The 23,690-nt window shown below is 50.7% G+C and carries 20 protein-coding genes, 1 tRNA gene and 1 pseudogene; 15 read left to right on the forward strand and 7 right to left on the reverse strand.

Features of this window, described 5'->3' with window-relative positions; genetic code table 11:
* The first annotated feature begins 151 nt into the window (after nt 1-151).
* The 5 genes from ACOJTG_RS18750 (at nt 152) to ACOJTG_RS18770 (ending at nt 3,352) form a co-directional block, all read left to right on the forward strand.
* Nucleotides 152-463: a hypothetical protein gene (locus ACOJTG_RS18750; RefSeq protein WP_420155222.1), complete on the forward strand. Its 312-nt coding sequence runs from the start codon at nt 152-154 to the stop codon at nt 461-463.
* 61 nt (nt 464-524) lie between these two features.
* Nucleotides 525-1,250, forward strand: coding sequence for a SanA/YdcF family protein (locus ACOJTG_RS18755; RefSeq protein ID WP_420155223.1), 726 nt, complete (start codon nt 525-527; stop codon nt 1,248-1,250).
* Between the two features lie 92 nt (nt 1,251-1,342).
* A complete protein-coding gene (locus ACOJTG_RS18760) occupies nt 1,343-2,113 on the forward strand; it encodes a TatD family hydrolase (RefSeq protein WP_420155224.1) in 771 nt (256 codons plus the stop codon).
* Nucleotides 2,114-2,139: 26 nt separating this feature from the next.
* A complete protein-coding gene (locus ACOJTG_RS18765) occupies nt 2,140-3,216 on the forward strand; it encodes an asparaginase (RefSeq protein WP_420155241.1) in 1,077 nt (358 codons plus the stop codon).
* A gap of 48 nt (nt 3,217-3,264) precedes the next feature.
* Nucleotides 3,265-3,352 (forward strand) — tRNA-Ser (locus ACOJTG_RS18770).
* Between the two features lie 279 nt (nt 3,353-3,631).
* Here ACOJTG_RS18770 and ACOJTG_RS18775 read toward each other — a convergent pair.
* On the reverse strand, nt 3,632-4,009 hold the full coding sequence (locus ACOJTG_RS18775) for a VOC family protein (protein ID WP_420155225.1): 378 nt from the start codon (nt 4,007-4,009) through the stop codon (nt 3,632-3,634).
* Between the two features lie 477 nt (nt 4,010-4,486).
* Here ACOJTG_RS18775 and ACOJTG_RS18780 point away from each other — a divergent pair, with 477 nt between their 5' ends.
* The 4 genes from ACOJTG_RS18780 (at nt 4,487) to ACOJTG_RS18795 (ending at nt 9,166) form a co-directional block, all read left to right on the forward strand.
* Nucleotides 4,487-4,783 carry an HPF/RaiA family ribosome-associated protein gene (locus ACOJTG_RS18780; protein ID WP_420155226.1) on the forward strand — a complete coding sequence of 99 codons (297 nt, stop codon included), beginning with the start codon at nt 4,487-4,489 and terminating at the stop codon, nt 4,781-4,783.
* Between the two features lie 106 nt (nt 4,784-4,889).
* Entirely contained in the window at nt 4,890-6,086 is a 1,197-nt protein-coding gene (locus tag ACOJTG_RS18785; RefSeq protein WP_420155227.1) for a hypothetical protein, read from the forward strand.
* Nucleotides 6,087-6,127: 41 nt separating this feature from the next.
* Nucleotides 6,128-7,960, forward strand: a complete 1,833-nt coding sequence (locus ACOJTG_RS18790) for a glycoside hydrolase family 15 protein (protein ID WP_420155228.1) — start codon at nt 6,128-6,130, stop codon at nt 7,958-7,960.
* A 246-nt stretch (nt 7,961-8,206) separates the two neighbouring features.
* Complete coding sequence (locus ACOJTG_RS18795; protein ID WP_420155229.1) at nt 8,207-9,166, forward strand: hypothetical protein; 960 nt, start codon at nt 8,207-8,209, stop codon at nt 9,164-9,166.
* An 82-nt stretch (nt 9,167-9,248) separates the two neighbouring features.
* Here the strand turns inward: ACOJTG_RS18795 and ACOJTG_RS18800 are convergent, their stop codons facing one another.
* From ACOJTG_RS18800 to ACOJTG_RS18820, 5 genes are all read right to left on the reverse strand, one after another.
* Nucleotides 9,249-10,472, reverse strand: a complete 1,224-nt coding sequence (locus ACOJTG_RS18800; protein WP_420155230.1) for a DUF4374 domain-containing protein — start codon at nt 10,470-10,472, stop codon at nt 9,249-9,251.
* Nucleotides 10,473-10,501: 29 nt separating this feature from the next.
* Nucleotides 10,502-12,796: a TonB-dependent receptor plug domain-containing protein gene (locus ACOJTG_RS18805; RefSeq protein ID WP_420155231.1), complete on the reverse strand. Its 2,295-nt coding sequence runs from the start codon at nt 12,794-12,796 to the stop codon at nt 10,502-10,504.
* A gap of 165 nt (nt 12,797-12,961) precedes the next feature.
* The gene (locus tag ACOJTG_RS18810) at nt 12,962-14,083 is read right to left on the reverse strand and encodes a hypothetical protein (protein ID WP_420155232.1); all 1,122 of its coding nucleotides are present in this window, start codon (nt 14,081-14,083) and stop codon (nt 12,962-12,964) included.
* A 102-nt stretch (nt 14,084-14,185) separates the two neighbouring features.
* Entirely contained in the window at nt 14,186-14,788 is a 603-nt protein-coding gene (locus ACOJTG_RS18815) for a hypothetical protein (RefSeq protein ID WP_420155233.1), read from the reverse strand.
* Between the two features lie 84 nt (nt 14,789-14,872).
* Nucleotides 14,873-15,412 carry an RNA polymerase sigma-70 factor gene (locus ACOJTG_RS18820; RefSeq protein ID WP_420155234.1) on the reverse strand — a complete coding sequence of 180 codons (540 nt, stop codon included), beginning with the start codon at nt 15,410-15,412 and terminating at the stop codon, nt 14,873-14,875.
* Nucleotides 15,413-15,709: 297 nt separating this feature from the next.
* On the opposite strand from ACOJTG_RS18820, the gene ACOJTG_RS18825 reads away from it, so the two are divergent.
* The 3 genes from ACOJTG_RS18825 to ACOJTG_RS18835 all read left to right on the forward strand — a co-directional run bounded on the left by ACOJTG_RS18825 (nt 15,710) and on the right by ACOJTG_RS18835 (nt 19,799).
* Nucleotides 15,710-18,010: a DUF7133 domain-containing protein gene (locus ACOJTG_RS18825; protein WP_420155235.1), complete on the forward strand. Its 2,301-nt coding sequence runs from the start codon at nt 15,710-15,712 to the stop codon at nt 18,008-18,010.
* A gap of 99 nt (nt 18,011-18,109) precedes the next feature.
* On the forward strand, nt 18,110-18,829 hold the full coding sequence (locus tag ACOJTG_RS18830; protein ID WP_420155236.1) for a class I SAM-dependent methyltransferase: 720 nt from the start codon (nt 18,110-18,112) through the stop codon (nt 18,827-18,829).
* Between the two features lie 4 nt (nt 18,830-18,833).
* Entirely contained in the window at nt 18,834-19,799 is a 966-nt protein-coding gene (locus ACOJTG_RS18835; RefSeq protein ID WP_420155237.1) for an alpha/beta hydrolase, read from the forward strand.
* Nucleotides 19,800-19,802: 3 nt separating this feature from the next.
* Here ACOJTG_RS18835 and ACOJTG_RS18840 read toward each other — a convergent pair whose 3' ends face one another.
* Nucleotides 19,803-21,290, reverse strand: a complete 1,488-nt coding sequence (locus ACOJTG_RS18840) for a hypothetical protein (protein ID WP_420155238.1) — start codon at nt 21,288-21,290, stop codon at nt 19,803-19,805.
* A 406-nt stretch (nt 21,291-21,696) separates the two neighbouring features.
* On the opposite strand from ACOJTG_RS18840, the gene ACOJTG_RS18845 reads away from it, so the two are divergent.
* The 3 genes and pseudogenes from ACOJTG_RS18845 to ACOJTG_RS18855 all read left to right on the forward strand — a co-directional run.
* On the forward strand, nt 21,697-22,266 hold the full coding sequence (locus ACOJTG_RS18845; protein WP_420155239.1) for a cupin domain-containing protein: 570 nt from the start codon (nt 21,697-21,699) through the stop codon (nt 22,264-22,266).
* A gap of 85 nt (nt 22,267-22,351) precedes the next feature.
* Nucleotides 22,352-23,377, forward strand: coding sequence for a sensor histidine kinase (locus tag ACOJTG_RS18850; protein ID WP_420155240.1), 1,026 nt, complete (start codon nt 22,352-22,354; stop codon nt 23,375-23,377).
* Nucleotides 23,378-23,464: 87 nt separating this feature from the next.
* A pseudogene (locus tag ACOJTG_RS18855) lies at nt 23,465-23,690 on the forward strand (DUF1343 domain-containing protein); the annotation flags it as partial.

The following is a 23,690-nucleotide window of genomic DNA, read 5'->3' on the forward strand; positions in this document are numbered from 1 at the left end:
GCTGACCAAATACACGCCGGAAACGGTGATCTCCGCGGTTCATTACGACGCTGCTCAGAAGAATCATTTTGTGTAGCGTTTCCATATTGAATCGACTCCGATCTATAAGAACTTTCAGTTTATCAGTTAGGCGACAGGCTCTAAATTGCTGATGGCCAGCGTAGATGCTCATCCCCGGATCGAGGTAGCTACGAAGGAGAAGGATAAAGGACCCGTCGAGAAAGAGGAAGTAGCAGTGGATGAGTTCGTGGAAGTACGGGGCTGGAAAGCCTTGGGCAATAAACTCTCGTCCCATAAAGTGGTGGAGGTGAAAACGCTGGCTTCAAAGCCAGTGGAAAAACCCCAGGAAGTGAAAAAGATTCCGATTGAAACCGAAGGGGAACCTGAACATTCCTCCGAAGAAAAAGTTACTGAAGAACAGGATGACACGGCTCCAATTAATCAATTAGATTTGTTTGGTTAGGTAAAGCTTCCGAGCTTAGGGCAGCCAAGCCAGCCAGATCCGGTGCTAGACAATTTTTCGTATGGTAGACCGAACGCTTCTTTTCCGGGCTTCACGTCGCGTGAATACCACCGCCTACTGGGTAGCCAGAATTACCAAGTGGGCGATGAAAGGAGCGTTTGCGGTTTTAATGCTGGTTTTGCTCTGTAATGCCTGGGTCGTCCTGAGTACGCAGGGAAAGAATTATTACTTCATCAAACAGCTTCCCACCAACGATGTGGGGCTGGTCTTAGGGACGAGTAAGTACATTGCCAACGGTCGCGAAAATCTGTTTTTCAAGCATCGCATGGAAGCGGCAGCCTTGCTGTATCACGAGGGTAAAGTAAAAGTGTTGATTCTGAGCGGTAACAACGATTCGGAATACTATAACGAACCCCGGGATATGGAGGATGCTCTGGTGAATTTGGGCGTACCGGCCAATATCATTCAGCACGATTTTGCGGGCCGCCGCACGTACGATAGCATTGTGCGTTGCCGGGAAGTGTTCAAGCATAAAAACGTTACCGTAATTTCGCAGCCTTTTCATAACGCCCGGGCTTTGTTCTTAGCCGATCAGCTGGGGGTAGATGCGGTCGCTTTCGCGGCTCAGGATGTGCCGAACGGGTACTCGCTGAGAACGCTGGTTCGGGAATATCTGGCCCGACCCAGAGCAGTAATGGATGTTTTTTTCCTGAATCCCTCCTTTGCCAAAACGAACCAGCCCATCGAAAATGAACGCCGGAAACGGAAAATCGACGATACGCTATAAAACGTTTGTTTCGGACCGATACAAACCTTTATCTCCACAAAACCCGGGCCGTTGGTTCGGGTTTTGTTACTTTTGCGGGAATTTAGTACCCTATGAAAATCATTGAAACACACGCTCATTTGTATGATGAGCAATACGATACCGACCGTACAGCCATGATTGAACGGGCACTGGCGGCTGGTGTAACGGAATTCTGGTTACCCAATTGTGATTCCGAAACCATACCCGGCATGATGGAGCTGGCTCAAACCTACCCAGGCCAGTGCCGACCCATGATTGGTCTACATCCTACCTACGTGAAGGAAAATGTGGAGCAGGAATTACAAATCATGAAGGAATGGCTGGAAAAAAGTGCGGATGCCTTTGTAGCCATTGGCGAAATCGGGCTGGACTTCTACTGGGATACCACTTTTGCCGAGCAACAGAAAGAAGCCTTTTCCCGGCAGCTCGGTTGGGCGAAGCAGTACCAGCTCCCCATTGCTATTCACTGCCGGAATGCCTTTTGGGAAACCGTTGAATTGATCGAAAAGCATAATGACCCGAATCTGCGGGGTATTTTTCACTGTTTTTCGGGTGGGGTAGAAGAGGCCCGGAAAGTTGTGGAATTAAATTTCCTCTTAGGCATCGGCGGCGTAGTGACCTTTAAAAACGGTGGACTGGATAAAGTGATTCCGGAAGTAGGTCTGGAACATCTGGTACTGGAAACGGATGCACCCTACCTGGCTCCAGTACCGTATCGGGGCAAACGTAACGAACCCAGTTACCTGCCACTGGTTGCCCAGCGAATCGCGGATTTGAAGCAGGTGCCCGTCCAGACCATTATTGAACAGACAACCGCCAACGCTCTGCAACTGATTCAGTAAGGTTTTTTTGTGTATCCCCCAAAACGATTACTTCCTTGAAAATCATCAAATTAGATACGGCGGCTTCGGCTTCCTCACCGCTTTCCGTACTGGTTATTTATACGGGTGGAACCTTTGGCATGGTCTATGACCGTCGGCTGGAAACGCTGGTGCCCTTCAACTTCGAACAGATTCTGGAACGCATTCCGGAATTGGCTCGCCTGCGGTTTTCCATTTCCGTACTCGTGCTGGATGAACTGCTCGATTCGTCGAACATGGCACCCAATAACTGGCTGGAAATCAGTCGGATCATTGGCGAGCATTACGAGCAGTACGACAGCTTTGTGATTGTACACGGAACCGATACCATGGCGTATACGGCTTCAGCACTGAGCTTTTTATTCGAGAACCTGAATAAACCCGTGATTCTCACCGGAGCCCAATTGCCCATTGGAGCTGCCCGTACCGATGCCGTTGAAAACTTCATCACGGCCCTGGAAATTGCTGCCGCCCGCGATGAGCAGCAGCGACCCATGGTACCCGAAGTAGCCATTTATTTCCATTCGTACCTGTTACGGGGCAATCGGGCCCGCAAACAGGAGAGTAGTCAGTTCAACGCGTTTCAGTCGGAAAACTATCCGTATTTGGCTGAAGCGGGCGTGACCATTGATTACAATCGACCTTACATTCGTACCTACGACTCCACAAAGCCCTTTTCTGTACACGAAACGCTGGATGCGAACGTGGTGATTTTAAAACTCTTTCCGGGGATTTCACCTTCCGTGATGAACAGTATTTTCTCGATTGAAGGATTAAAGGGCGTGGTGCTCGAAACCTACGGAGCGGGAAATGCCCCCACGGCTCCCTGGTTTTTGGAAACGCTGGAGAAAGCGACCGATCGCGGTCTGATCTTACTGAACGTGTCGCAATGTACGGGAGGACGGGTACTCCAGGGACGCTACCAAACCAGTAAGTACCTCAACGAGATGGGTTTAGTAAGCGGAGCGGACCTGACCTCTGAGGCAGCGGTGACCAAACTGATGTTTCTGCTGGGTCAGTACGGCGACGATTCCGCGATGATTCGTCAAAAATTGACGGAATCTTTACGGGGAGAATTAAGCTAAACACTTGCTTTTGGCTCTTTTTTGTTTGTATCTTGCGACCCCAAACACAGAGAGGTGTCCGAGTGGTTGAAGGAGCACGCCTGGAAAGTGTGTATACCTCTCAAGGGTATCGTGGGTTCGAATCCCATCCTCTCTGCGAAAGCCTGATTATCAAATCGATAATCAGGCTTTTTTATTTTTTCGGGGTCTTTTTTAAGCGTATACTGAGAAGTAAGCTAGATGTAGGAGCTTGATTTTTAGCCTGTAGCACAGAGATACGCACAAATCTGTACCATTAGTAGCGAGTAGAGAAATCTCAAATCTTCCTGATTAGAATCACGCCAACTTTAGATGGGAATCAAACGACAGTTGTTTCTACCTTGATCACCCATGGTTACTACTAGGAGCCTGAATGAGAAGAATTCAGCCTAGTTTCTTAGTGGGTAGGTTCCCAAAGTTCAATTTTGTTTCCTTCTGGATCTAGGATCCAACCAAATTTACCGTATTCATATACCTGCATTTCTCCGATTACTTCCACCCCTTCTTGCCGAAGAAGAACGAGTAACTCTTCCAGATTAGCAACCCGAAAATTAAGCATGAATTCCTTCGGAGATGGGTCGAAATAAGACGTATGTTCAGGAAAAGGGCTCCAAGTAGTAACCCCTTCCTGAGTAGGGTCCTGGCTATCTCGCCATTCAAAACTTGCCCCGTACTCATCTGTATTAAAACCCAGATGTTGATTGTACCAGGTCCGCGTCGCCTGAGGATCTTTCGTTTTAAAAAAAATACCACCAAAGCCCGTCACTCGTTTCATACGGTTCTGTGTTTAAAAGGTCTGTTCTAATACGCTGGATTACACGACTGAAAATAATATATGTTTTTGTGAAATAGTAATTGTGTTTGATGAATGGCTAACCGTTCGATTCATCCCTTCTTTCCCGACAGCTTCCTACTTGCCACGCCAGCTTAGGTAAAATCAGTGACCCGATTGCGGTAAGACTTTATCTGCTCTTCCACTTGCCGCATACCGCGAAAACCTAGGCCTGCACAGCGTTCATCATCTTGCTAAACTAAAAGGATTATATCATGCGTGGAGTAGTGTTACGTAAAAGATGCCCGCATGGTTTTTTTAAGTATAAGTATCTAATCAGTGGCCCGTAAATGTAAGGGTATAAGTGGCTGGTTAACAGTGAATTGGTTTTGGTTGACGTACCGATTCGACTGCTTGGAACACTCGGATTTTAAGGTACAGGCCATTAGAATTTTCTAATAACCCTAATACAAAAGAATCATGGAACACAGTGTAGATGGCATCAAAATTGACTTGCAAACGGTGGGATTCAAGGAGTCTCCCGAGTTAGTGACCCAGGTTGAAAACGAACTACGACGCCTCATGCGTTTTCGGCAGGATATCGTAGCGGCTGACTTCTACTTCAGTGAAGATGGCCGGAACCCGGAAAGCAATAAAGTAGTACGCTGGCGTCTGGGCGTACCGGGTAAAGATCTGTTCGCGGAAGCGAACTCGGCTTCGTGGTACAGTAGTCTTCGGGACGCGGGAGAAAAACTACGCCGCCAGTTTGTAGACTAAGCTTACTTCTTTGAGGTCTGTTCAAACGTCTGTTTTTCAACAGATGGAGGACGACCTATGCGTACACTAAAATTTCTCACTATACACTATTCAAAATAGAAAGCTTATGACTCGATTTAATGTAGATCACTTCAATGCCTTAGCTCAAAAAGAAGCAACCCTTTGTGTCTCCCTTTATACGCCCACGGAAAAGATTTCAACCGATGGGCACCAATCAAGTAAAATCCACTTCAAAAACGCGTTGACTGAAGCCCGGAACCAGCTGCTGGAAGTCCATGAAATGTCAGAATCGGACGCCGATTCATTTTTGGCGGAAGGCTTTCAGTTACTGGACGACCAGGAATTCTGGAAGTACAGTTCAGACATGCTGGCGTACTTCATTTTTGATGGCGAAAGTGTGTTTTACAAACTACCCTTGTCCATTGAATCACCCCTTTGTCAGGTAAACCAGCGGCCCTACCTGTTACCGCTCATTCCCGAGCTAAATGACGACGGACACTTCTATCTGCTGGTATTAAATCTCAAACAGGTGAGCCTGTTTGAGATGACTCGTTCTACCATTGATCAGATTCCTCTGCCCGATTCAGTGTCGACTTCCTATACCGAAGAAATCGAAGACGCGGATAATCAGAAAGCCCTGCAACACCGTAGTGGCATTGGCGAAGCGGGAGCCATGTTCCATGGCCAGGGAAGCGGGTCGAGCGAAGCTCGGAAAGTAGAGATTCTGCAGTATTACCATCGGTTGAGTACGGACATTGAGGCGATTCTGAACCAGAATCCATTGCCACTGCTACTGGCGGGGGTCGATTACCTGATTCCCCTATACAAACAGGCCAGCAACTATACCCATGTGGTCGAGCCGTATCTAACGGGCAGTTATTCGGAAGACGATACGCTAACGCTGTCAACCGAAGCGTGGCAACTGATGGAACCTCAATTCGTACAGGACCGTCTCGATCGAAAAGAGAATTACGGGCTTTTTGCCGCGAAAGGGCAGGGCGGGGATGACGTGGAAACGGTGATCCTAACCGCTCTCAGTGGTGGGGTCGATACCCTATTCGTTCAGGCCCAGGAAGAGTTATGGGGAACGTACGATGCAGAGAAGTTTAGCCTTACCGTAGAGGAATCGCCGAGCCGCAGCAATTATTCCTTGCTCAACGAAGCCGCTCAAAAGACCATCGCGTACGGTGGAAACGTGTATCTGGTTGAGAAAGATGAAATGCCAGCGACGGATTCCATGATCGCGGGCATGTTCCGCTATCCCCTGACGGAAGTCAATCAGGAAACCAAGAACACCCTTTAAATCACGTCAAAAACAAAAAATCAGAGTTAACCCGATATATTATGCGACAACCGCCCCAAAACTATAAACCCATTGAAAATTACGGAATCATCGGCAATATGAAGACGACCGCTTTGGTCGGTATGGATGGTTCGATTGATTTCTTATGCTTCCCTCGATTCGATTCCCCGAGTGTCTTTGCCCGTATTCTGGATCACCAGAAGGGAGGCCATTTTTCGGTAGAGCCTCAAATGAAGGATGTGCAGCACAAACAGCTTTATTTGCCCGAGACGGCCGTGCTGATTACCCGCTTTTTTTCGGAAGAAGGCATTGCCGAGATAACGGACTATATGCCCGTCCGAAATGAATCCGAACGGAGTTACAACGCCGTGGTTCGTAAGATCAAGGCCGTAAGGGGGACCATCAAGTTCAAAATGAACATGCAGCCGCGGTTTGATTACGCCCGCGAAAAGCATTCCGTCGAGCCCAAAGGGGAGGCGTTGTATTTTAAAGCGGACGATGGTACGAAGACCGAACTTCGTCTACAGGCCAGTTTTCCACTGGAAGTACGCGATGGAGATGCCTACGCCGAGTTTGAATTGAAGGAATCGGAACGGGCCCTGATCGTCCTGGAATCCATTGATGCGGGGAAGGAAAAGGACCTCGCCGATCTGGCTTTCTACGCGGAAAAAACCTATTTCGATACGATCAATTTCTGGCGTAAGTGGGTCAATCAAACGACGTACAAAGGCCGCTGGAAGGAAATGATCTGTCGGTCGGCGATTACGCTGAAATTGCTCACTTCGACGGAGTTTGGTTCGGTAGTAGCGGCGGCAACCTTTGGCTTACCGGAGGAACTGGGCGGCGACCGGAACTGGGATTACCGCTTTACCTGGATTCGGGACGCAGCCTTTACCATGTACGCCTTTCTGAAACTGGGCTTCAAACAGGAAGCCGCTGATTTTCTGCGTTGGATTATTGAACAGGATAAAAACCGCGATCTGCACTTGCTGTACAAGGTGGATGGTACGGCCGACATGGAAGAAATCGAACTGACGCACCTGGAAGGCTATAAGCAGTCGGCTCCCGTTCGCATCGGAAACGAAGCCAACAGTCAGTTGCAGCTGGACATCTACGGAGAACTCCTGGATACGATCTACATCTTCAATAATTACCACCAGCCGATTACGTACGAATTGTGGGAAATCATCTGCAAGGAAGTCAAAATCGTGATGGAACGTTGGCGGGAAGCCGATCACGGCATCTGGGAAATCCGGAACGAAGAGCATGAATTTCTACACTCCCGACTGATGTGCTGGGTGGCCATGGACCGGGCCATTAAAATCGGGGTTCACCGATCGTTCCCCTTCCCGCAGCAGGAGTGGGTACAGGTACGCGATGAAATCTACCAGGACATTTACCATAACTTCTGGAATGAAAAACTGCAGTGCTGGGTACAGTTCAAAGACGGAGACAAAGTGGCTGAAACCGTGGACGCCAGTGTATTGCTGATGCCGCTGGTGCATTTTGTAACCCCCGACGAGCCCCGGTGGATCTCCACGCTGGAAGCCGTCAATCAGCATTTGCGGCTGGATGTACTGGTGTATCGCTACGATAACGAGGTCTCCGGAATCGATGGTTTAGAGGGCGAAGAGGGTACGTTTACCATGTGCTCATTCTGGTACGTGGAATGTCTGGCCAAGGCTGGTCGACTGGATGAAGCCGTCGAGAATTTCGAAAAAATGCTGGGGTACGGCAACCACCTGGGATTGTTCGCCGAACAGATTAGTAAGAAGGGCGAACACCTGGGCAACTTCCCGCAGGCCTTCACGCACCTGGGCCTCATCAGTGCCGCTCTGGAACTCGATAAGCAACTAACCCGCAAAAATGGCTAAGGCGGTATAGCCTTGCCAAGGTGAGTTTTAAATAGTGCCTACTTCTCCAATCCGGTTCTTCTCTTCATGAACGTTTCCATGGAGAGAAGAACCGGATCTTTTTATGGCAGGAAGCCAAGCCGGTTCACGACGTACTTTCCTCAATCGAAGAAGTCAAAAGCACAAGTCAGCCGGATTGGGTGGGTAGACGGCTAAAAGGCGAGCAATTTTGTATCATCCCAATCAGGAATCTTCAACCGATCAACCATGATACAAAAACGTTTTGTTTTAACCCTTTTGCTGGCTACCACGGGCTTCTGGATGGCCGCCCGTACGGCCGACATCCTTGCCGATCTCCGATTAAAAACTGAAAATATTCAGGAAATCAGTATGGATGCCGTCACGTCCGCTGGGCTGAATGTACCTTACGTACCCTACGAAGGCAAGCAGTGGGCGAAAGCCCTGTCGGCTCCTGCCAAAGTGGAGGCGGTAAAAGCCCTGGGCCGAGTAGTTCGGGCGTATACGGAAACGGAAGATTTCCGCAAACGATATGATCAATACATGCAGGAAAAGTACGACGTGAGTACGGATCAAACGCAACGGCTACAGTCGGATCAAAACGCTCGTCAGCAAATGAGCGAACAGACGGAGGCACTGGGCGGATCGTACGACGATATGGTTCGTCAATCGACGCAGGCGATGGCCCAAATGGAATCTTCGATGTTACGGATGGTATTGAAAACCCAGATTGAAGGCCTGGTAGAAGGATTGAACGGAGCTGAAGGGGAGACGAAAACCAAAGGTGCCGCCGAGCTGGCCCAGCTTAAGAAGTTACAGGCGATTGCTAATCCCGCAGAATTCAAGAAACAGTACCTGGCCTACTATACCCAGTGGATGAACCAGCAAATCAAGGAAGGAAATGCCCGGATGGTGGAGGATGAGGAAGAAGAAAAGGAGAAAGCCGCCGACTATCAGAAACGCCTTGCTGAATATAAAGCCCATGCCAATCCGAAAATTGCTTTGAAGGAACGTTTGCGGGAATGTATTGCCCTCATCGAAAGTGTGGACTTTAACACCAGACTCATCAAAAAAGGCTCCCGACTGGAATTCGAAAATCCCGACTACCGCAGTAAATCCAGTACCTGGAAAACGGTATTCCGGATGGGACAGGAACCCGCAATGGCCATCCGGGATTTCGCCCAGGTGTGGCTTAAGGAGTTAAAATAGAAGCGTATAGAAACTAAAAAGGTCCCGTCTACATGAGTTGTACGGGACCTTTTTGTCATTTAATTCTAACTAATGCGAAGACTTAGTTCTTAAGTTTGTCTACCCGCAACATGTAGTTATACCCGCCCTGTAATTCCAGTCCGGGCGTCGTTTTGCCCGTAGCCGGATCGTATTCCCACACGTAATCCTTACCCGTTTCAGCGTTGGACAGGATGTAGGCTTTGCCGTTATCAACTGTTACGCTTTCGAGGGTTTCGGAGTTGTCGTAGGGAATGTCGCTGAGCTTTTTCGTAACTGCTCCGGTACTGAGATTAATGATAGCAAAACCGTAGATATGGCTGGATTGTGAACCACTGGCTGCGATCTTGGGATCTTCGTACTTCACGACGGCTTCACCATTGCCGATATTCCACATCGCAAACACCGAGCCGCCTAATGCATCACTCAGATTGATTTTATAACTGGCATCAAACTCGGTCGTACCGCTTTTAATACGGTACAACACCGAGGGCAGTTTCATACTGCTCCGCGAAGAACCCGGTGTAGCCAGGTGATACAGATCACCACTGCTGGTCACGAACGAAGCTGGTTCCCACATGCTGATCCCGCCGGCTCCAGTGGTTTTGTCATCCTGTACCACTTTGGAAAGCGTCATGGCCGGATAATCGAATACGCCTACATTAACTTGGCGGTAGGCCGCGGGCCAGTTGCCCGTATACATAAATCCTACAAACAGTTTGCCCTTGGTGTACTCCGTCGTACCAATGCTTAGGTACGGATACCCGGTTGGGCTGGCGGGTACGCTCAGTTCGCCGTTGGTAATCGCCAGCGTCGTAGCATTGACTACCGAGTATAAAATCTTGTTGCTGTCGCCGTTTACGCCAATCAGCACCAGCGTATTGTCATCCACCCAGGTGTAGCTGCTAACGTTTTTCTGATAGGTGTAGGGCACTTCCTTCACGGCCGTCAACTGGTTATTTTCAAACTTGAATTTCGAAAATTTTCCATTGTTCGAACTGGTACTGGGGTAATAGTAAAAGCCACCGTGGGGAATGATGCCGTAATCGGCCTTGCCCGTCACTTCCACGCCATTTCCGGACAGGCTAAGTACGCCCGTTTGGAGGGAATTGGTGCCGACCACGTACTGGAAGGTATTGGGCCAGCTACCCACCTGAAGCCACACGGCGTAGTCGGGAGCCTGGTCGTTGGCAGGTTCTTCAGCGGGACTGTCTTTGCTACAGGATTGGAAACCCGCCAGGGCCGTCAGCAGTAAAAGGGACGAAAGAGTTTTGTGAAACAAATGCATACGTAAAAATGGATAAGGAACGAAAGGAGTTATTGAATGAAATAGCGGAGCTTCACCCCAAAAGCCCGACCCGGTTTCTGCAGCCGGAAATTGTCATAGGCCAGAGCGTTCGCCAGATTCCGGCTTTCAAGGGAGATATTGTACTTCCCGTTGTCGCGGGAATAGGTGAGGGAGGCGTTCTGGATGAACTGGGTCGGAATCCGGTTGAGGCTGGACTTAGTACCGAAGGCTTCCCAGCTCAGGTAAAACCAGTGGACGTACTGAGCCCCCCAGTTGAGTTGAAGCCGGGTGTTTTTGCCCAGTAAATCGTTTTTCCCGATGCTGATGTCCGCATTACCGAAGGCCCAGGGCTGATTGGGAATTTTATTAAGGTACGTAGCCTCGGGCGTACCCGTCGAGCCCGGTGCGTATTTGGTCGTGTTGATGGCGTTCTGGTAGCTGCCATTCACCATAATACTCAGCAGATGGTCATAATCGTAGCGAAACTCGGCTTCCAGTCCGTTCACGCGTACTTTGGAGGTATTGGCGTAGCGACTTACGGCCCGGTTGGATTGATAGACAACGGCGTAAATGAAATCGCTGGCATCGCGGAAAAACCAGGAAGCTTCGGCAAAAAAGTGATGTTTCTGCACGCGTTTATTCAGAAAAGCTCCCACGTTCACGTTATGACTGGCCTCCGGTTTCAGATCCAGATTTGCAATGATCGTGTAGCCATTGCCGAACATTTCACCCACTTCCTGCAGGCGGTACGAGCGTTCGTACGAAGCTTTCACGCCGATTGATTCCGAAATCCGGAACCGCGAGGCAATACCGTAGCCCAGCCGGTGAATGAAATCCTGTACGCTGGATGTTTCGCCCGATGTATCCAGGGCCCGGTCCTGAGCAATGGACATGCCGTAGTATTTGCCGAAGTACGTCGTCATCCACCGCTGATCGAGCAGATTTTGCTGATAGGCGAGTCCCAGCAGGTGTTTCCCGAGTATACCCGGACTGGCGTCTCCTTCCTCCACTAACTCGTTATACATTTTGTTTTTAACATGATCGAAGGTATAGTTGACGTTGATCGAATGCTGATCGGTGAGGGCATAGCTCGCATTGACCCGGCCAAAGGTTTTGGGTCGGATCACCCGATTCAGGGAGCGGCCATAGCCAATTTCCGCCTGATTGGTCTGCACCCGCGTACCGTCCCAGGCGTATTGGTAACCCGCCGTATCGACCACCACGTAATTATCCACGGAACGCGACAGAAAGGCGTTCACATCCAGCCCACGCACCAGTAAGTTGTTTTTTCGGTACCGAACCGACGTATTCCAAGCATCGCCGTGGCGGGTCGCTGCTCCGTATACGACCTCCTGCCGGGTGCCCGTCTGAATATCCTGAGCCGACGTATTATACGAAGCTCCCACAAAGAAGACGTCGGCCCATTTTTTATTATTTACCCCGACTTCCAGCTGTCCCATAGCCGACTGAAATGTATCGTGAAAACGACGCAGGTCTTTCTTTACGTAGACTTCCCGATCAGCATCCCAGATTTCGATGCCCCGCATGATGTAATTGTTGTTGGAGTAATTGTAGAAGGCATTGGCCCGTAGCGTAAGGCCCGTTCGGGGGTGAATGTATTGGCCCGTAAGAGCCGCCCGATGCGTATTGAAGGAGCTGTAACTGTAGCTGGCATCCAGGTAATTACGGATCTGCTGATTCGTGATGAGGTTCACGGCTCCGCCCATCGCATCCGAGCCCAGCGATACCGGCACTACGCCTTTGTATACCTCAATACGCTCGGCCAGATTGACGGGAATGGTATTCAGCGTGAGCGAACTGCCCATGACTTCCAGCGGAATACCGTCAATGAAAAACCGGACAGCCTTCCCCGATAAACCATTGATGGAGAAGTTGAAATCCGAACCCAGACCGCCCTGCTCGCGTACCCGAACGCCCGTTGTGCGGTTGAGTACCTGGTTCATATCCACGTTGGTATTGGCAAACAGGCGGGTTTCGATGGCGTTGACGGCGAAAGCCTGTTCCTTGACCTGCTGGTTCTCGGTTTTGCCCGTTACGACAACTTCGTTCATCGTGCGGGAATCGGCTTTGAGAATGAACGCAACGGATTGCCCGGCCCGAACTTCTTTGGATTGTGGCAGAAAACCCACCCCCGAAGCCGTAATCGTCAGCAATTCCGTCCGGTTTACCCGCAGCTGAAAGGCCCCCGTCGTATCCGTCGTGGTACCGAGGGAAGAGCCTTTTACGCGGATGCTGATCCCCACGAGGGGCAGCTTGTCTTCGGAATGAACCGTACCCGAAACGGTCGGTCCAGTCTGGGCCAACGACCGGAGAGTTAGGAAGAAAAGAAGGAAGAAAGAAGTAGAAATAGACGCTTGCATGGGGAAACGAGAAGGGGAAACAACGCCTTCTCATCTCCTAGTTGCATAAACCCGACTATACCGAAGCTGGTAAAGAAATAAAATGCGGTCCGTGAAACGCGGTAGCCTTTAGTCAGACGTTTGGCCGGACGCGTCCTTCAGTTTTTCGAGCCGTAAGAGGTAATCCACGGAGCCTTCGATTTTCAGGCCTTTTTTCAGGCTCTGATCGTTTGGATTGTAGACCCAGATGTAATTATCGTCGGGCCCGGCATTAACCGAAATGTATACCAAACCCCGATCCACGAGTACGCAGCTACGGGCACTGCCTTTGTCCAGGGGCAAAGCCAGTTTACGGGTCGTTTTTTGATTCAGGTCTACCACGTAAAATTCCAGATGCGGTACCTGATAATGGTCTTCCATGGTTTTGAAAAGCTCCCGTCGTTCACTCCGAACGATCGCCTGACCTTTTCCAATGTACCAGAGCCCATACGCGTGATTGTGAATAGCGGAGGCTGAAATATTGAAAAAGTACGTGGAGTCGAGGGTCGCTTCGCCCGCTTTGATCCGGTAGATAGCCGTTGGTTTCCGGGGGTGATTGCCCAACGCAAAGCCCGGACAGGCCAGAAAATAAAAGTCTCCTTTTTCGTCAGCGAACGTACTGGGCTGCTCCGTGTTGACGCTTCCCGGATACGTCGATTTCGTGTCTTTCTGCGTACGGATAAGCCGCATCGAAGGATACGCCAGCGTACTCACGTAAAGCGTATCGCTGGTGGTATACTGACCAGGGCGACCGGATACCGTGTGATACGTATACCCAACGAACAGCTCGGAACCCCGAAAGTGACTAAAGCCTACCGACATGGAATTATAAGGCCCAAAGGGCAGGGGCAGGGGTAGTTTCCCCGTTTGAGCCTGCATGGTCCGGACATCGACGCGGGCGTACTGCAATTTGGAAATTTTACGATTGTACGAAATCAGGAAAAGCGAATCCGGCGTGGGCCAGCTATAATTTTCAATGAAAGAAACATCGGGTAGTGCTACGGAATCCTGAGCCGTAAAGTGCTGATCAATCAGTCGGTGGCGGACCAGATAACCGCTCTTTCGATTCATGTGATAATAATTCCCATCCCGCTCGATCAGCTCCGCCCAAAGCTGGGGAATCGGAACCGGAATACCTTTGAGGGGATCAATCCGGCCGGAATCCAGCTGATCCGTACGGACGATGTATTCCCGGGCATCTCCGGACCTCATGACATAAATTCCGTACGTTCCTTCCGGGTGGGATTGGTGACAGCCGATCAGACCAAGCAAACTCCAGAAAACAAGTAAAAACCTCAGGTGCATACCGCTACTTCAAATACCCCATTCATCCATCAGTTGCCGTTTGGCGACGGGTGGAAGGCTCTGGAGCGATTTTTCTTTAATGACCAGTATCTTTTCGTGATCGGCTTTTTGACAGGTATGAAAAGCAAAGTACGTTTCCCCTTTCTGGAAGGAAAAATGCTCGGGTGATTGCTCAATAAACGAAAGCTGCACGTCTTTTTTCGGCTGAATCTCTAACCGTCCGCAGAAGTTGATAATGCCCGCCTTCGTGACCTGAACCTTGCTTTCGGGACCCGCCGCCAGGGTATAGTCCCGGCCCGAAATTTCCTGTGACTGAGGGGTAGCAGGCGTGTGCGGGCGATACAGCAACCAGCCTAGGCCCAGTACGACCACGCACGCGGCGGCGACGGAGCCGGGCAGTGACCACCGGAAAAGCCGACGCGGTTTCGACGAAGGCAACTCCTGCTGAATTTCCGCCCACATTTCCTGCTGGATGGTTGCTTCGTCCACGGAAGCGGGGAACGAATCATCCACGTCCGAGTCATCCAGCAGCCAGTTTTCTACGGCTGTCTTTTCCTCGGGCGTACAGTGTCCACGGTGGTATTTTTCAAGGAGTTCCTTCGTAACCTTCATGATAGCTTTTAGCGAAAGCCAGGGTTCTTTTCGGTAAAAGTAGCATATCGAAGGTCTTACCGCAGTACCAGTCGGATGAAAAAATCAGAGGGCGTATTCGGGTAAGTTCGTTTTCAGGGAAAAGAGAGCTTTGGAAATGTGGTGCTCCACGGCCCGTTCCGAGATCAGGAGATGTGAGGCAATTTCCTTGTTGGTAAGGCCCTGTTCGCGACTCATTCGGAATACCCGCTGGCACTGGGTAGGCAGGCGTTCGATGAGGGCAGCAAGCCGTTCCGACAGACTCTGGGCCAATACTTCGTGCTCGGTATAGTTCTGAGCCTGTACCTGCCGGGAACCTATGTACTGGAGATGTTGCTCGTGGATTTTTTCGTTGCGAAAGTGTTCAAATACCTTCAGCTTGGCCGAACGAACCAGGTATTTTTCAACGGACTGCGTGATCTCCAGTTCGTTTTTCCGCTCCCACAGCGATTTGAAAATATCCTGTACCATCTCCTTCACCAGTTCCGGATCACCAATGGAATGGTAACAGACCGTATATACCTTTCGCCAATACAACTGATAGATTTCCTTGAAGGAATCTTCAGTAATTCGCGTAGGGCTTGAAGCCGAGGACAAAGTAGACATAAGGCAATCGATTCGCTTCCGAACAGGATGGGGCAAAGATAGAATTTTATTTATAATGATTCCAAATAGTATGCGGGTTAATAATGCAGGATCGGAGCAGGGGACCAGGGGCAGCAGGCGGGCAAAGCTTACCTGAATGAACCATTAGGGACGAAGCAAAAACCAGCTTTATTCGTGAAAAAATGGATTATCCACTGCTGTTACTGAGAATACTTGAAACTCCCTAGGAAAGAAATACGGGAATGCGTTAATTTTATGGGTCATTATCTAGAATATGCCTATACTCTAGACCTTGCTATGAAATTAAAAGTCCCCGTCATACTACTTCTGCTGGCCAGCATCTTATGGTATTGTAAAACCAGCCAGCCCCCAGCGGCACAAACTCAGACCGCTGAAGAAAAAAACGTCCGTACCGACGCGGTAGCGGTAGTGCCCGCTCAGGAAGCCCTGAAATACATGACCATCGAGGACGGATTTGAGGTACAGCTGGTAGCGGCTGAACCCCTCGTTGAAGCTCCGGTTGCCCTGAGCTTCGACCCCAAAGGACGCATCTGGGTGGTGGAAATGCCGGGCTACATGAACGATACGCTGGGTTCGAATGAAGAAGCTCCCACCGGTAAAATTGTCATTCTCGAAGATACCAATCAGGATGGCCTGATGGATCGTAAAAAGGTGTTTCTGGATTCGCTCATTCTGCCCCGGGCCATCTGTTTCATCGAAAACGGCATCCTCGTAGCTGAGCCGCCGTACCTGTGGCATTATGAAATCAAAAATGATAAACCGGGGAAGAAAACCCTCGTAGATTCAACGTATGCCAAGGGGGGGAACGTCGAACACCAAGCTAATGGGCTGGTACGAGCGTTGGACAACTGGATTTACAATGCCAAATCGGACAAACGGTATCGCAAAGTCGGCGATAAATGGCTCATCGAAAAAACGCATTACCGGGGGCAGTGGGGGATAGCTCAGGATAATACGGGCCGTTTGTACTATAATCACAACTCCCAGAATGTCATCGCCGATTATTACTTACCGGGTTTTGGAGCCGGAAATGCCAATCAACGCAACGATGTAGCGGGCTTCAACGTCAATATCACTACGGATAACCGCGTGTATCCATTACACGCGACGCCGGGCGTAAACCGGGGGTACATGAAAGAAACGCTCGACGATAGTTTGCGACTCCGTAGTTTCACGGCAGCCTGTGGGCCCGTCGTGTACCGGGGCGAACAGTTTCCGGCCGCGTATGCTTCCAACGTATTCGTCGCCGAACCTTCGGCCAATTTAGTGAAACGGAATCTGGTACAGGAACAGGGTAATATGCTGGTAGCCAAACAGGCCTATCAGAAACGTGAATTTTTAGCCAGTACGGACGAACGTTTTCGCCCAGTAAGTCTGAACAATGGTCCGGACGGAGCCCTGTACCTGATCGACATGTACCGGGGTATCATTCAGCACAAAACCTACCTGACTACGTATCTGAAAGGGCAGATTGCCAAACGGCAACTTACGCAACCCTTGAATTGCGGCCGGATCTATCGCATCGTTTCCAAACAAAAGCCGTACACAGCTGCCCAACGGCCCTTGCCGCAGCAACCCGAGCAACTGGTAGCCCTATTGGAAAGTCCGAACGGCTGGTTACGGGATTATGCTCAGCAAGCCCTGATCGATGGCAAATACACGACGATGGTCCCCCGGCTGCGACAACTCCTGACGGAAGGGTCGCAGGAACTGGCTCGGGTGCACGCCCTGTGGACGCTGGAAGGGTTAGGAGCCTTGTCGACGCAGGATGTACTGCTTACTCTGCGAGATTCTTCCTGGCCGATTCGTCGGCAGGGCTTGGGAGTAATTCCTTCGCAACTATCGGCGACTAACTGGCAACTGTACGCGGCCGAACTGGAAAAAAGAACGAACGATACGCTGGCCTACCCGTACCTGGCTTTTTTGAGTGGCTCCCTGCGTCGATTTAACGCTCCAGCCGCCGATGCATTGGCGGAAAAGATTTTACAAAAACGGCCCCGCGATCGTTACTTGGCCGCTGCCGTAGTAAGTACACTGGCGAATCAGGAAGCGGAATTTCAGGATCGACTCCGGACGAGTGTACCGGATTCCAATCTGGCCGTGTATCGAAGTCTGAAAGTAGCCCTGAAGAATGCCGCCAGCACCCGAACCAACCGCGATCCGGCCCTGCTAGCCCGACAATATCCGAAGGGAGCAAACCTTTTCAATACCATTTGCCAGACCTGTCACGGAAAAGACGGGAACGGTGTGGCTTCGCTGGCTCCCCCGCTCAACAAATCGGAATGGGTAACGGGTCGGAAAGATCACCTGATTTCCATTGTACTCTATGGTCTGACTGGACCCGTATCGGTGAACAATCACCTGTACACGGCACCCGAAATCAATGCCGATATGCCCGGTATTGGGTATGATCCTTCGTTATCAAGTGGGGATGTGGCCGAGCTACTAAGTTTCATTCGGAAATCCTGGCAAAACAATGCCGAAGGGGTGACGACTACCGAAGTAGATCAGGTACGGAAAAGCTTGGTGAAACGCGAAAAAGCATTCACGATTAAAGAATTACAGGGTCAGCAATAATTCCTTTGTGTTCAAATCCTGCGTCCCTTTGCTACGTTTCAGTAGTGAAGGGACGTAGGCGTTTAAAGCCATGGTTCAACTTACTAATGAATGGAGTATATGAATAGCGAAGAAATGAACGGCTGGGAAGCTTCCGCGACAGCTTGGATTGCCGACATGGGAGAAACCGGTGATTATGGTCGTCAGTACGTATTAGATCGGCCGATGCTCGATCGGGTTCGTCCCTTTCGACGGGCTTTGGATGTGGGTTGTGGCGAAGGGCGTTTTTGCCGGATGATGCAGGAAATCGGACTTCAAACGGTTGGCATCGACCCAACTGAAACCTTACTGGAACAGGCTCGGCATCGCGATCCGGCGGGTGAATACTACTGGGGCAAAGCCGAAGCACTACCGTTTCCTGACGCCTCGTTTGATCTGGTCGTAACTTATTTAACGCTGATTGATATTCCCGATATTCGACGGGCCATTGCGGAGATGAGTCGCGTTCTGATGCCGGGCGGAAGCCTGCTGATCGCCAACCTGACCAGCTTTAATACGGCAGGCGTCGAAACGAGCTGGATACCCGACCCGACGGGACAACTTAAGTACGGAATCGACCGTTACCTGGAGGAGCGGGCCGCCTGGGTGAGCTGGCGGGGCATTCACATTCAGAACTACCACCGACCGCTGAGTACCTACATGACGCTATTACTTGAACAGGGCTTGCAGTTACGGCATTTTTCTGAGCCCAGGCCCTACGGTGGCGATCCGGCGAAAGTAGAGCATTACAGCCGCGTACCTTATTTTATGATGATGGAATGGCAGAAGCCACTCAGTTAAGTGCATGACAACAAAACGGTTTAAGGTCCAGCTTCTACGATGGCTGGGTGGAGTTATATTAGTTATTTTTCTAATTATCAACGTACTGATGGCTTTTCATGCCTATCGGTTTACGTACTTTTACGAAGCTCACGAAGCCCAGTTTCGCCGTCCCGAGCAAATGACGACGGGCGAAAAGCTTTCGCAGGCCCTCTTTGGTTTTCGGATTCCCAAACGGTCGGTCAACGAAACGCCTGATTGGCCGTACCAGACCATCCGACTCAAAAACGAACGTAATCAAACGCTGGTGGGCTGGTACAGCCCGGTGGAAGAAGCCCCGAAAGGAACGGTGATTCTCTGGCACGGGCACGGCTCTGCGAAATCCCGGGTACTCGCCGAGGCGACTTACTTTCGACGACTGGGATACGCCGTGGCTCTGTTTGATTTCCGGGCTCACGGTCAGTCGGATGGGAACGTGTGTACGATCGGCTACCACGAAACCAACGATGTCAAAACAGTCTATGATTGGGTACGGGCCAAAGGCGAACAACGGATCATCCTGTGGGGAATGTCGATGGGAGCCGCCACGATTCTGAAGGCCATACCGGAGTTTAATCTACAGCCGACGAAAGTGATTGTGGAGTGCCCCTTTGCTTCCCTGGAAGATGCCGTGAGAGGTCGCCTGCGTTCCCTGCATTTACCCGAACAGCCGCTGGCGAATTTGCTGCTCTTTTACGGCGGACTGGAACGTAATCTGAAAGCCTGGGAGTACCAGCCCGCCGAGTATGCCCGAAAATTAACGATGCCCGTATTGCTCCAATGGGGCCGCAGCGACCCCCGGGTATCGCGGGATGAAACGGACCGGATTTACTATAACCTGGCTTCAAGCCAGAAACAACTGGTAATTTATCAGGAATCGGGTCACCAGTCGTTTTGCCGCCACGAAACCGATCGTTGGGAACGTACGGTGCATAACTTCCTGAATCGTTGAAAATTAATCGTCGATCGAGACGGTGGCCGCGTGTACCGTCTGACTTTTGAGCGTCATCGGAAACTGAGTACCCTGGTAACGAACCAGCACGGACTGGCTCCCCGTACCCAGGTGAGTGGGTTGTCCGGCGGTAGCTACCACCAGCAGTTCGCCCTTGGAGAGAGCACCCCGAATGTAGGGGCGGGGGTCCTGGTTCTCGGCCAGGAGTTGCGTACCGGGCCGCTTGTCGGTTTGCCAGGTTTTACCGTTGTCGAGCGAAAACTCCAGTAACAGGTTGTACTGTGTATTAGGGTCATTCCAGAAACGATTGAATTGAAACGATCGCCACTTGCCCGCTTCGATGTAGTCCTGACCGATGGTACGCTTACGATTGTCGGTCCAGTTGTATAGCCCGCCTCCGTAGCGATACGAGCCCGTTACGTAACCCCACAGCGACATACTTTCCAGAATCCAGCTACCAACAGCGGGCCAGGCTCCGGTGCCGTCGTTGCCACCTTCGTACACCGACATGATCCACTCGATGTTCTGCGGACGATGGCCCGCGGGCAGGGTTTGAAAATACGCGTCCGTCCATTCCAGTTTTTTCTGAATCGGATGAAGGCTTTTGCTGGCGTAATCCAACTGTGAAGTGTACAATTTTCCCGGGCCAATGACGCTGGGTTCATGCGAGGGATCATTCCAGAAATAAGACGGTAAATGAAAATAGGGTAGTGTACCCGGAAAAACCGTGACACCTGCTCCTTTAAACATCAGGTACCGCTGCATATTGGCCAGCTTTCCGCTCGGGTTTTGTTCCGAGCCACCAGCTTCGTTACAGAGCGAATTGTGCGAAGAACAGTAGACCTGAAACGAAACGTTAGGGTATTTGTCTTTGACTTCCCGGATGGCCCGGCAGAGGGTTTTGACACCGAGGTACGTGTACGGGCCTTCTTCCAGATCCAGATCGAGCAGGATCGGATGATCGCCCCAGCCTACTTCCATGGGAAAGTCGATGGCGTACCCTCTCACCGCGTTATACACTTCCTGGTACCGTTGGGCAACCTGCGGTGAATCCATCCAGTTTCCCGGAAAGACATTAGAGTACATCATGCGGTAGACGCCCGTTGTTTTCGGAAGATTGTACGCCGCCAAAATAGGCTTAAGCCGACTAGGCTGAATACCCCGCTGATTCCATTGGGGATGATGAAAACCGCCGTGCAAATCGGCCAGCATACCCAGGTGGACGTAGTTGATCGCTCCTTTTTTTACTTGCTCCGCCTGTACGTTGAAGTCAAAATCAGTTGAGATTGTATTGATCGCTCCCTTGGGTAGCTGATAGGCAGGAATCTGGTTGAGGGCCGCCCGTCCGACCGGAGCCGTGAGCGTAAGCCGATTGATTTCCTTGGCAGAAGCCAGCGTAGCAGTCGATGGGGCGGAAAGCAGGCGGGGCGATCCTTCGGGGCGGTCGAACCAAAACCAGGCGGCTACAGCCATCGTAAAGGCCAAGGCCATGAAAAGGTAGTTTTTCATCAGAAGCATATCTACTAAACTGAAAAAACGCCGGATTTAGCGTTTTGGTTACGGAAAAGGAAAATCAGAGCGCAAAAATAGCCTTCCAGAAGTCCCACAAAAATGATTCTTCTTTTGCTGATTTATTCATCGATCTTCCTGTTTTGCCGGATTTCCAAGGAATAATTCGGCCTTTAATGTTCTGAAAAGCGGTGGTTAACAATCCTTGGGGATTTTGTCAGGCTTACGCTTCGTCTAGAAAAGTACGCATACCGGCTTCTGCTCAATTCAGTATGGACAAATCCCACTTCAGTTCTTTTGACGTAGTAAACCCATTCGATTCGTATCAATTTTGAACCGTCGATTTGATACACAAGTCGAGTTATTCAACCTTCAATCTATTCTCGTTATGTCAGTCAAAACTAGTACTACGGCTTCCCGTACCATTCGTAATCCCATGCTGAAAGATGAAGTAGTTTTTCTGGAAACCAGTCTGGAAAGTCAGGGCCAACATACGCTGGTCGAAGTGACGCTGTCGGCCGGGGGCGGCAATCCGCTGCACTTCCACCGGGCATTTTCCGAAGAGTTTACCTGTCTGGAGGGCGAACTGGGTATTCAGCTGGGTAAGCAGATGCTGTACCTTAAGCCGGGCGAATCGGCGATGGCCCCGTCGATGAGTCGCCACCGCTTTTTCAACCGGACCAGCGAACCCTGCCGGTTTCGCTGTCGCATTGCCCCGGGTTTTCCGGGCTTCGAGCAAACGTTGCAGATTACCTACGGCCTGGCCTGTGATGGCAAAGCCAATGCCCAGGGAATGCCCAAAAATCCCTATGAACTAGCGTACGCCTTCATGATTAGCGGAACGTGCCTGACGGGCTGGATGAGCGTACTGCAACCCGTACTGAATTACCTCGGCCAGCAGGCGATCAAGAAAGGCATTGCTGCTGAATTACAGCGTAGATACCTGAAAATCTGGTAGGAATCGTTTGCTTTTTTAGTACCTTTTTCATTGGCTGCATCCGCGAAGTTCTCGCCGGTCTTGAATGCACTGAACATTCGATTTCATGAAACAGTGGGCACGGTTTGACCGCTACGACTTTCTGATTTATCTCCTCAATTATCCGGCTCTGATCATTGCCAATTACATCATCTTTGGGGCGACCTACTTTCAGCATCGTTCCTTGTTCGTGAGTACCACGCTGATTGCCAATGGCTGGGGATTGATCGTATTTGTTATCCTTACGCTCTGGATGAAATTCATGCGGTTTTGCTACGGAGCCCCGGATGAGTTCGGGCAGCGATTGCTGTACTCCATGCTAGGCTACGTGGCAGTGATGATGTCGGTTATTCTCGGCGTCTTCTGGGTATACGACCAACTGGGGTATCCGTATAATCCCGATAAGATTCCCTGGGTGCTGATGGTGGGTTTTGTTACGAACGTTACGTCGGCGGGTTGTCACGAATCCATTTTTACGTATAATCAGCTCCGGGAAAGTACCCGTCGGGAAGTGGTACTGAAAGAGTTGAACATGCAGCAGCAGATGGACGTCCTCAAACAACAGGTCAATCCGCATTTTCTGTTTAATAGTCTCAATTCGCTGATTGCCCTGATCGGCGAAAATCCGGTTCAGGCCGAAACCTTCGCTCAGGAGCTGAGTTCCGTGTACCGCTACGTGTTACGGGCCAACGAGCAGGATCTGACGGATTTGCATACGGAGCTGGAATTTATCCGCTCCTATGCTCATTTGTTACGCACCCGGCACGGGGCGGGCTTTCAGTTAGTCAGCCAGATTGACCCGCAGTACCGGCGGTATCAGTTGCCCCCTCTGACGCTCCAGCTACTGGTCGAGAACGCCGTTAAGCACAATGTAGTACTGGGCAGCCAGCCCTTACGCGTAGAAATCCACACGGATGAGCTGGCCAATCTGTACGTCCGAAATAACCTGCAACCGAAAAAACAAAGGCTTCCTTCCAACGGGGTGGGGCTGACGAATATCGTTCGAAAGTACCAGATGCTCGGACAGCCTCAGCCTTCCGTGCGACAGGAGGCGGGCCAGTTTGTCGTAGCTCTGCCGCTCATACCCGTCTAAAATGCACGTAGCCGCATCGGTAGGGCCGTAATTTCCCCGTACCTTGGGTTCGAAATTCAGTCACTTCCGAATCTTACGTCTTAACTTATGCGGATTGCTATTGTGCTTTTCTGGCTCTTTTTTGGCTTCTACGCCCAGGCTCAATCTTCCAAACCCATCCTTACGGGAGCCGACCGGATCGATGAATACCTACCGTATCTGAAAGGAAAGCGGGTAGCTCTGGTTGTGAATCAAACCTCGATTATTGGCTCCCGGCCCAGTGTGGATAGTCTGGTGAGCCGCGGGGTACAGATTGTAAAGATTTTCGGTCCTG

Origin of the sequence: Siphonobacter sp. (genome assembly GCF_048595215.1) — a bacterium.
Taxonomy (GTDB): domain Bacteria; phylum Bacteroidota; class Bacteroidia; order Cytophagales; family Spirosomataceae; genus Siphonobacter.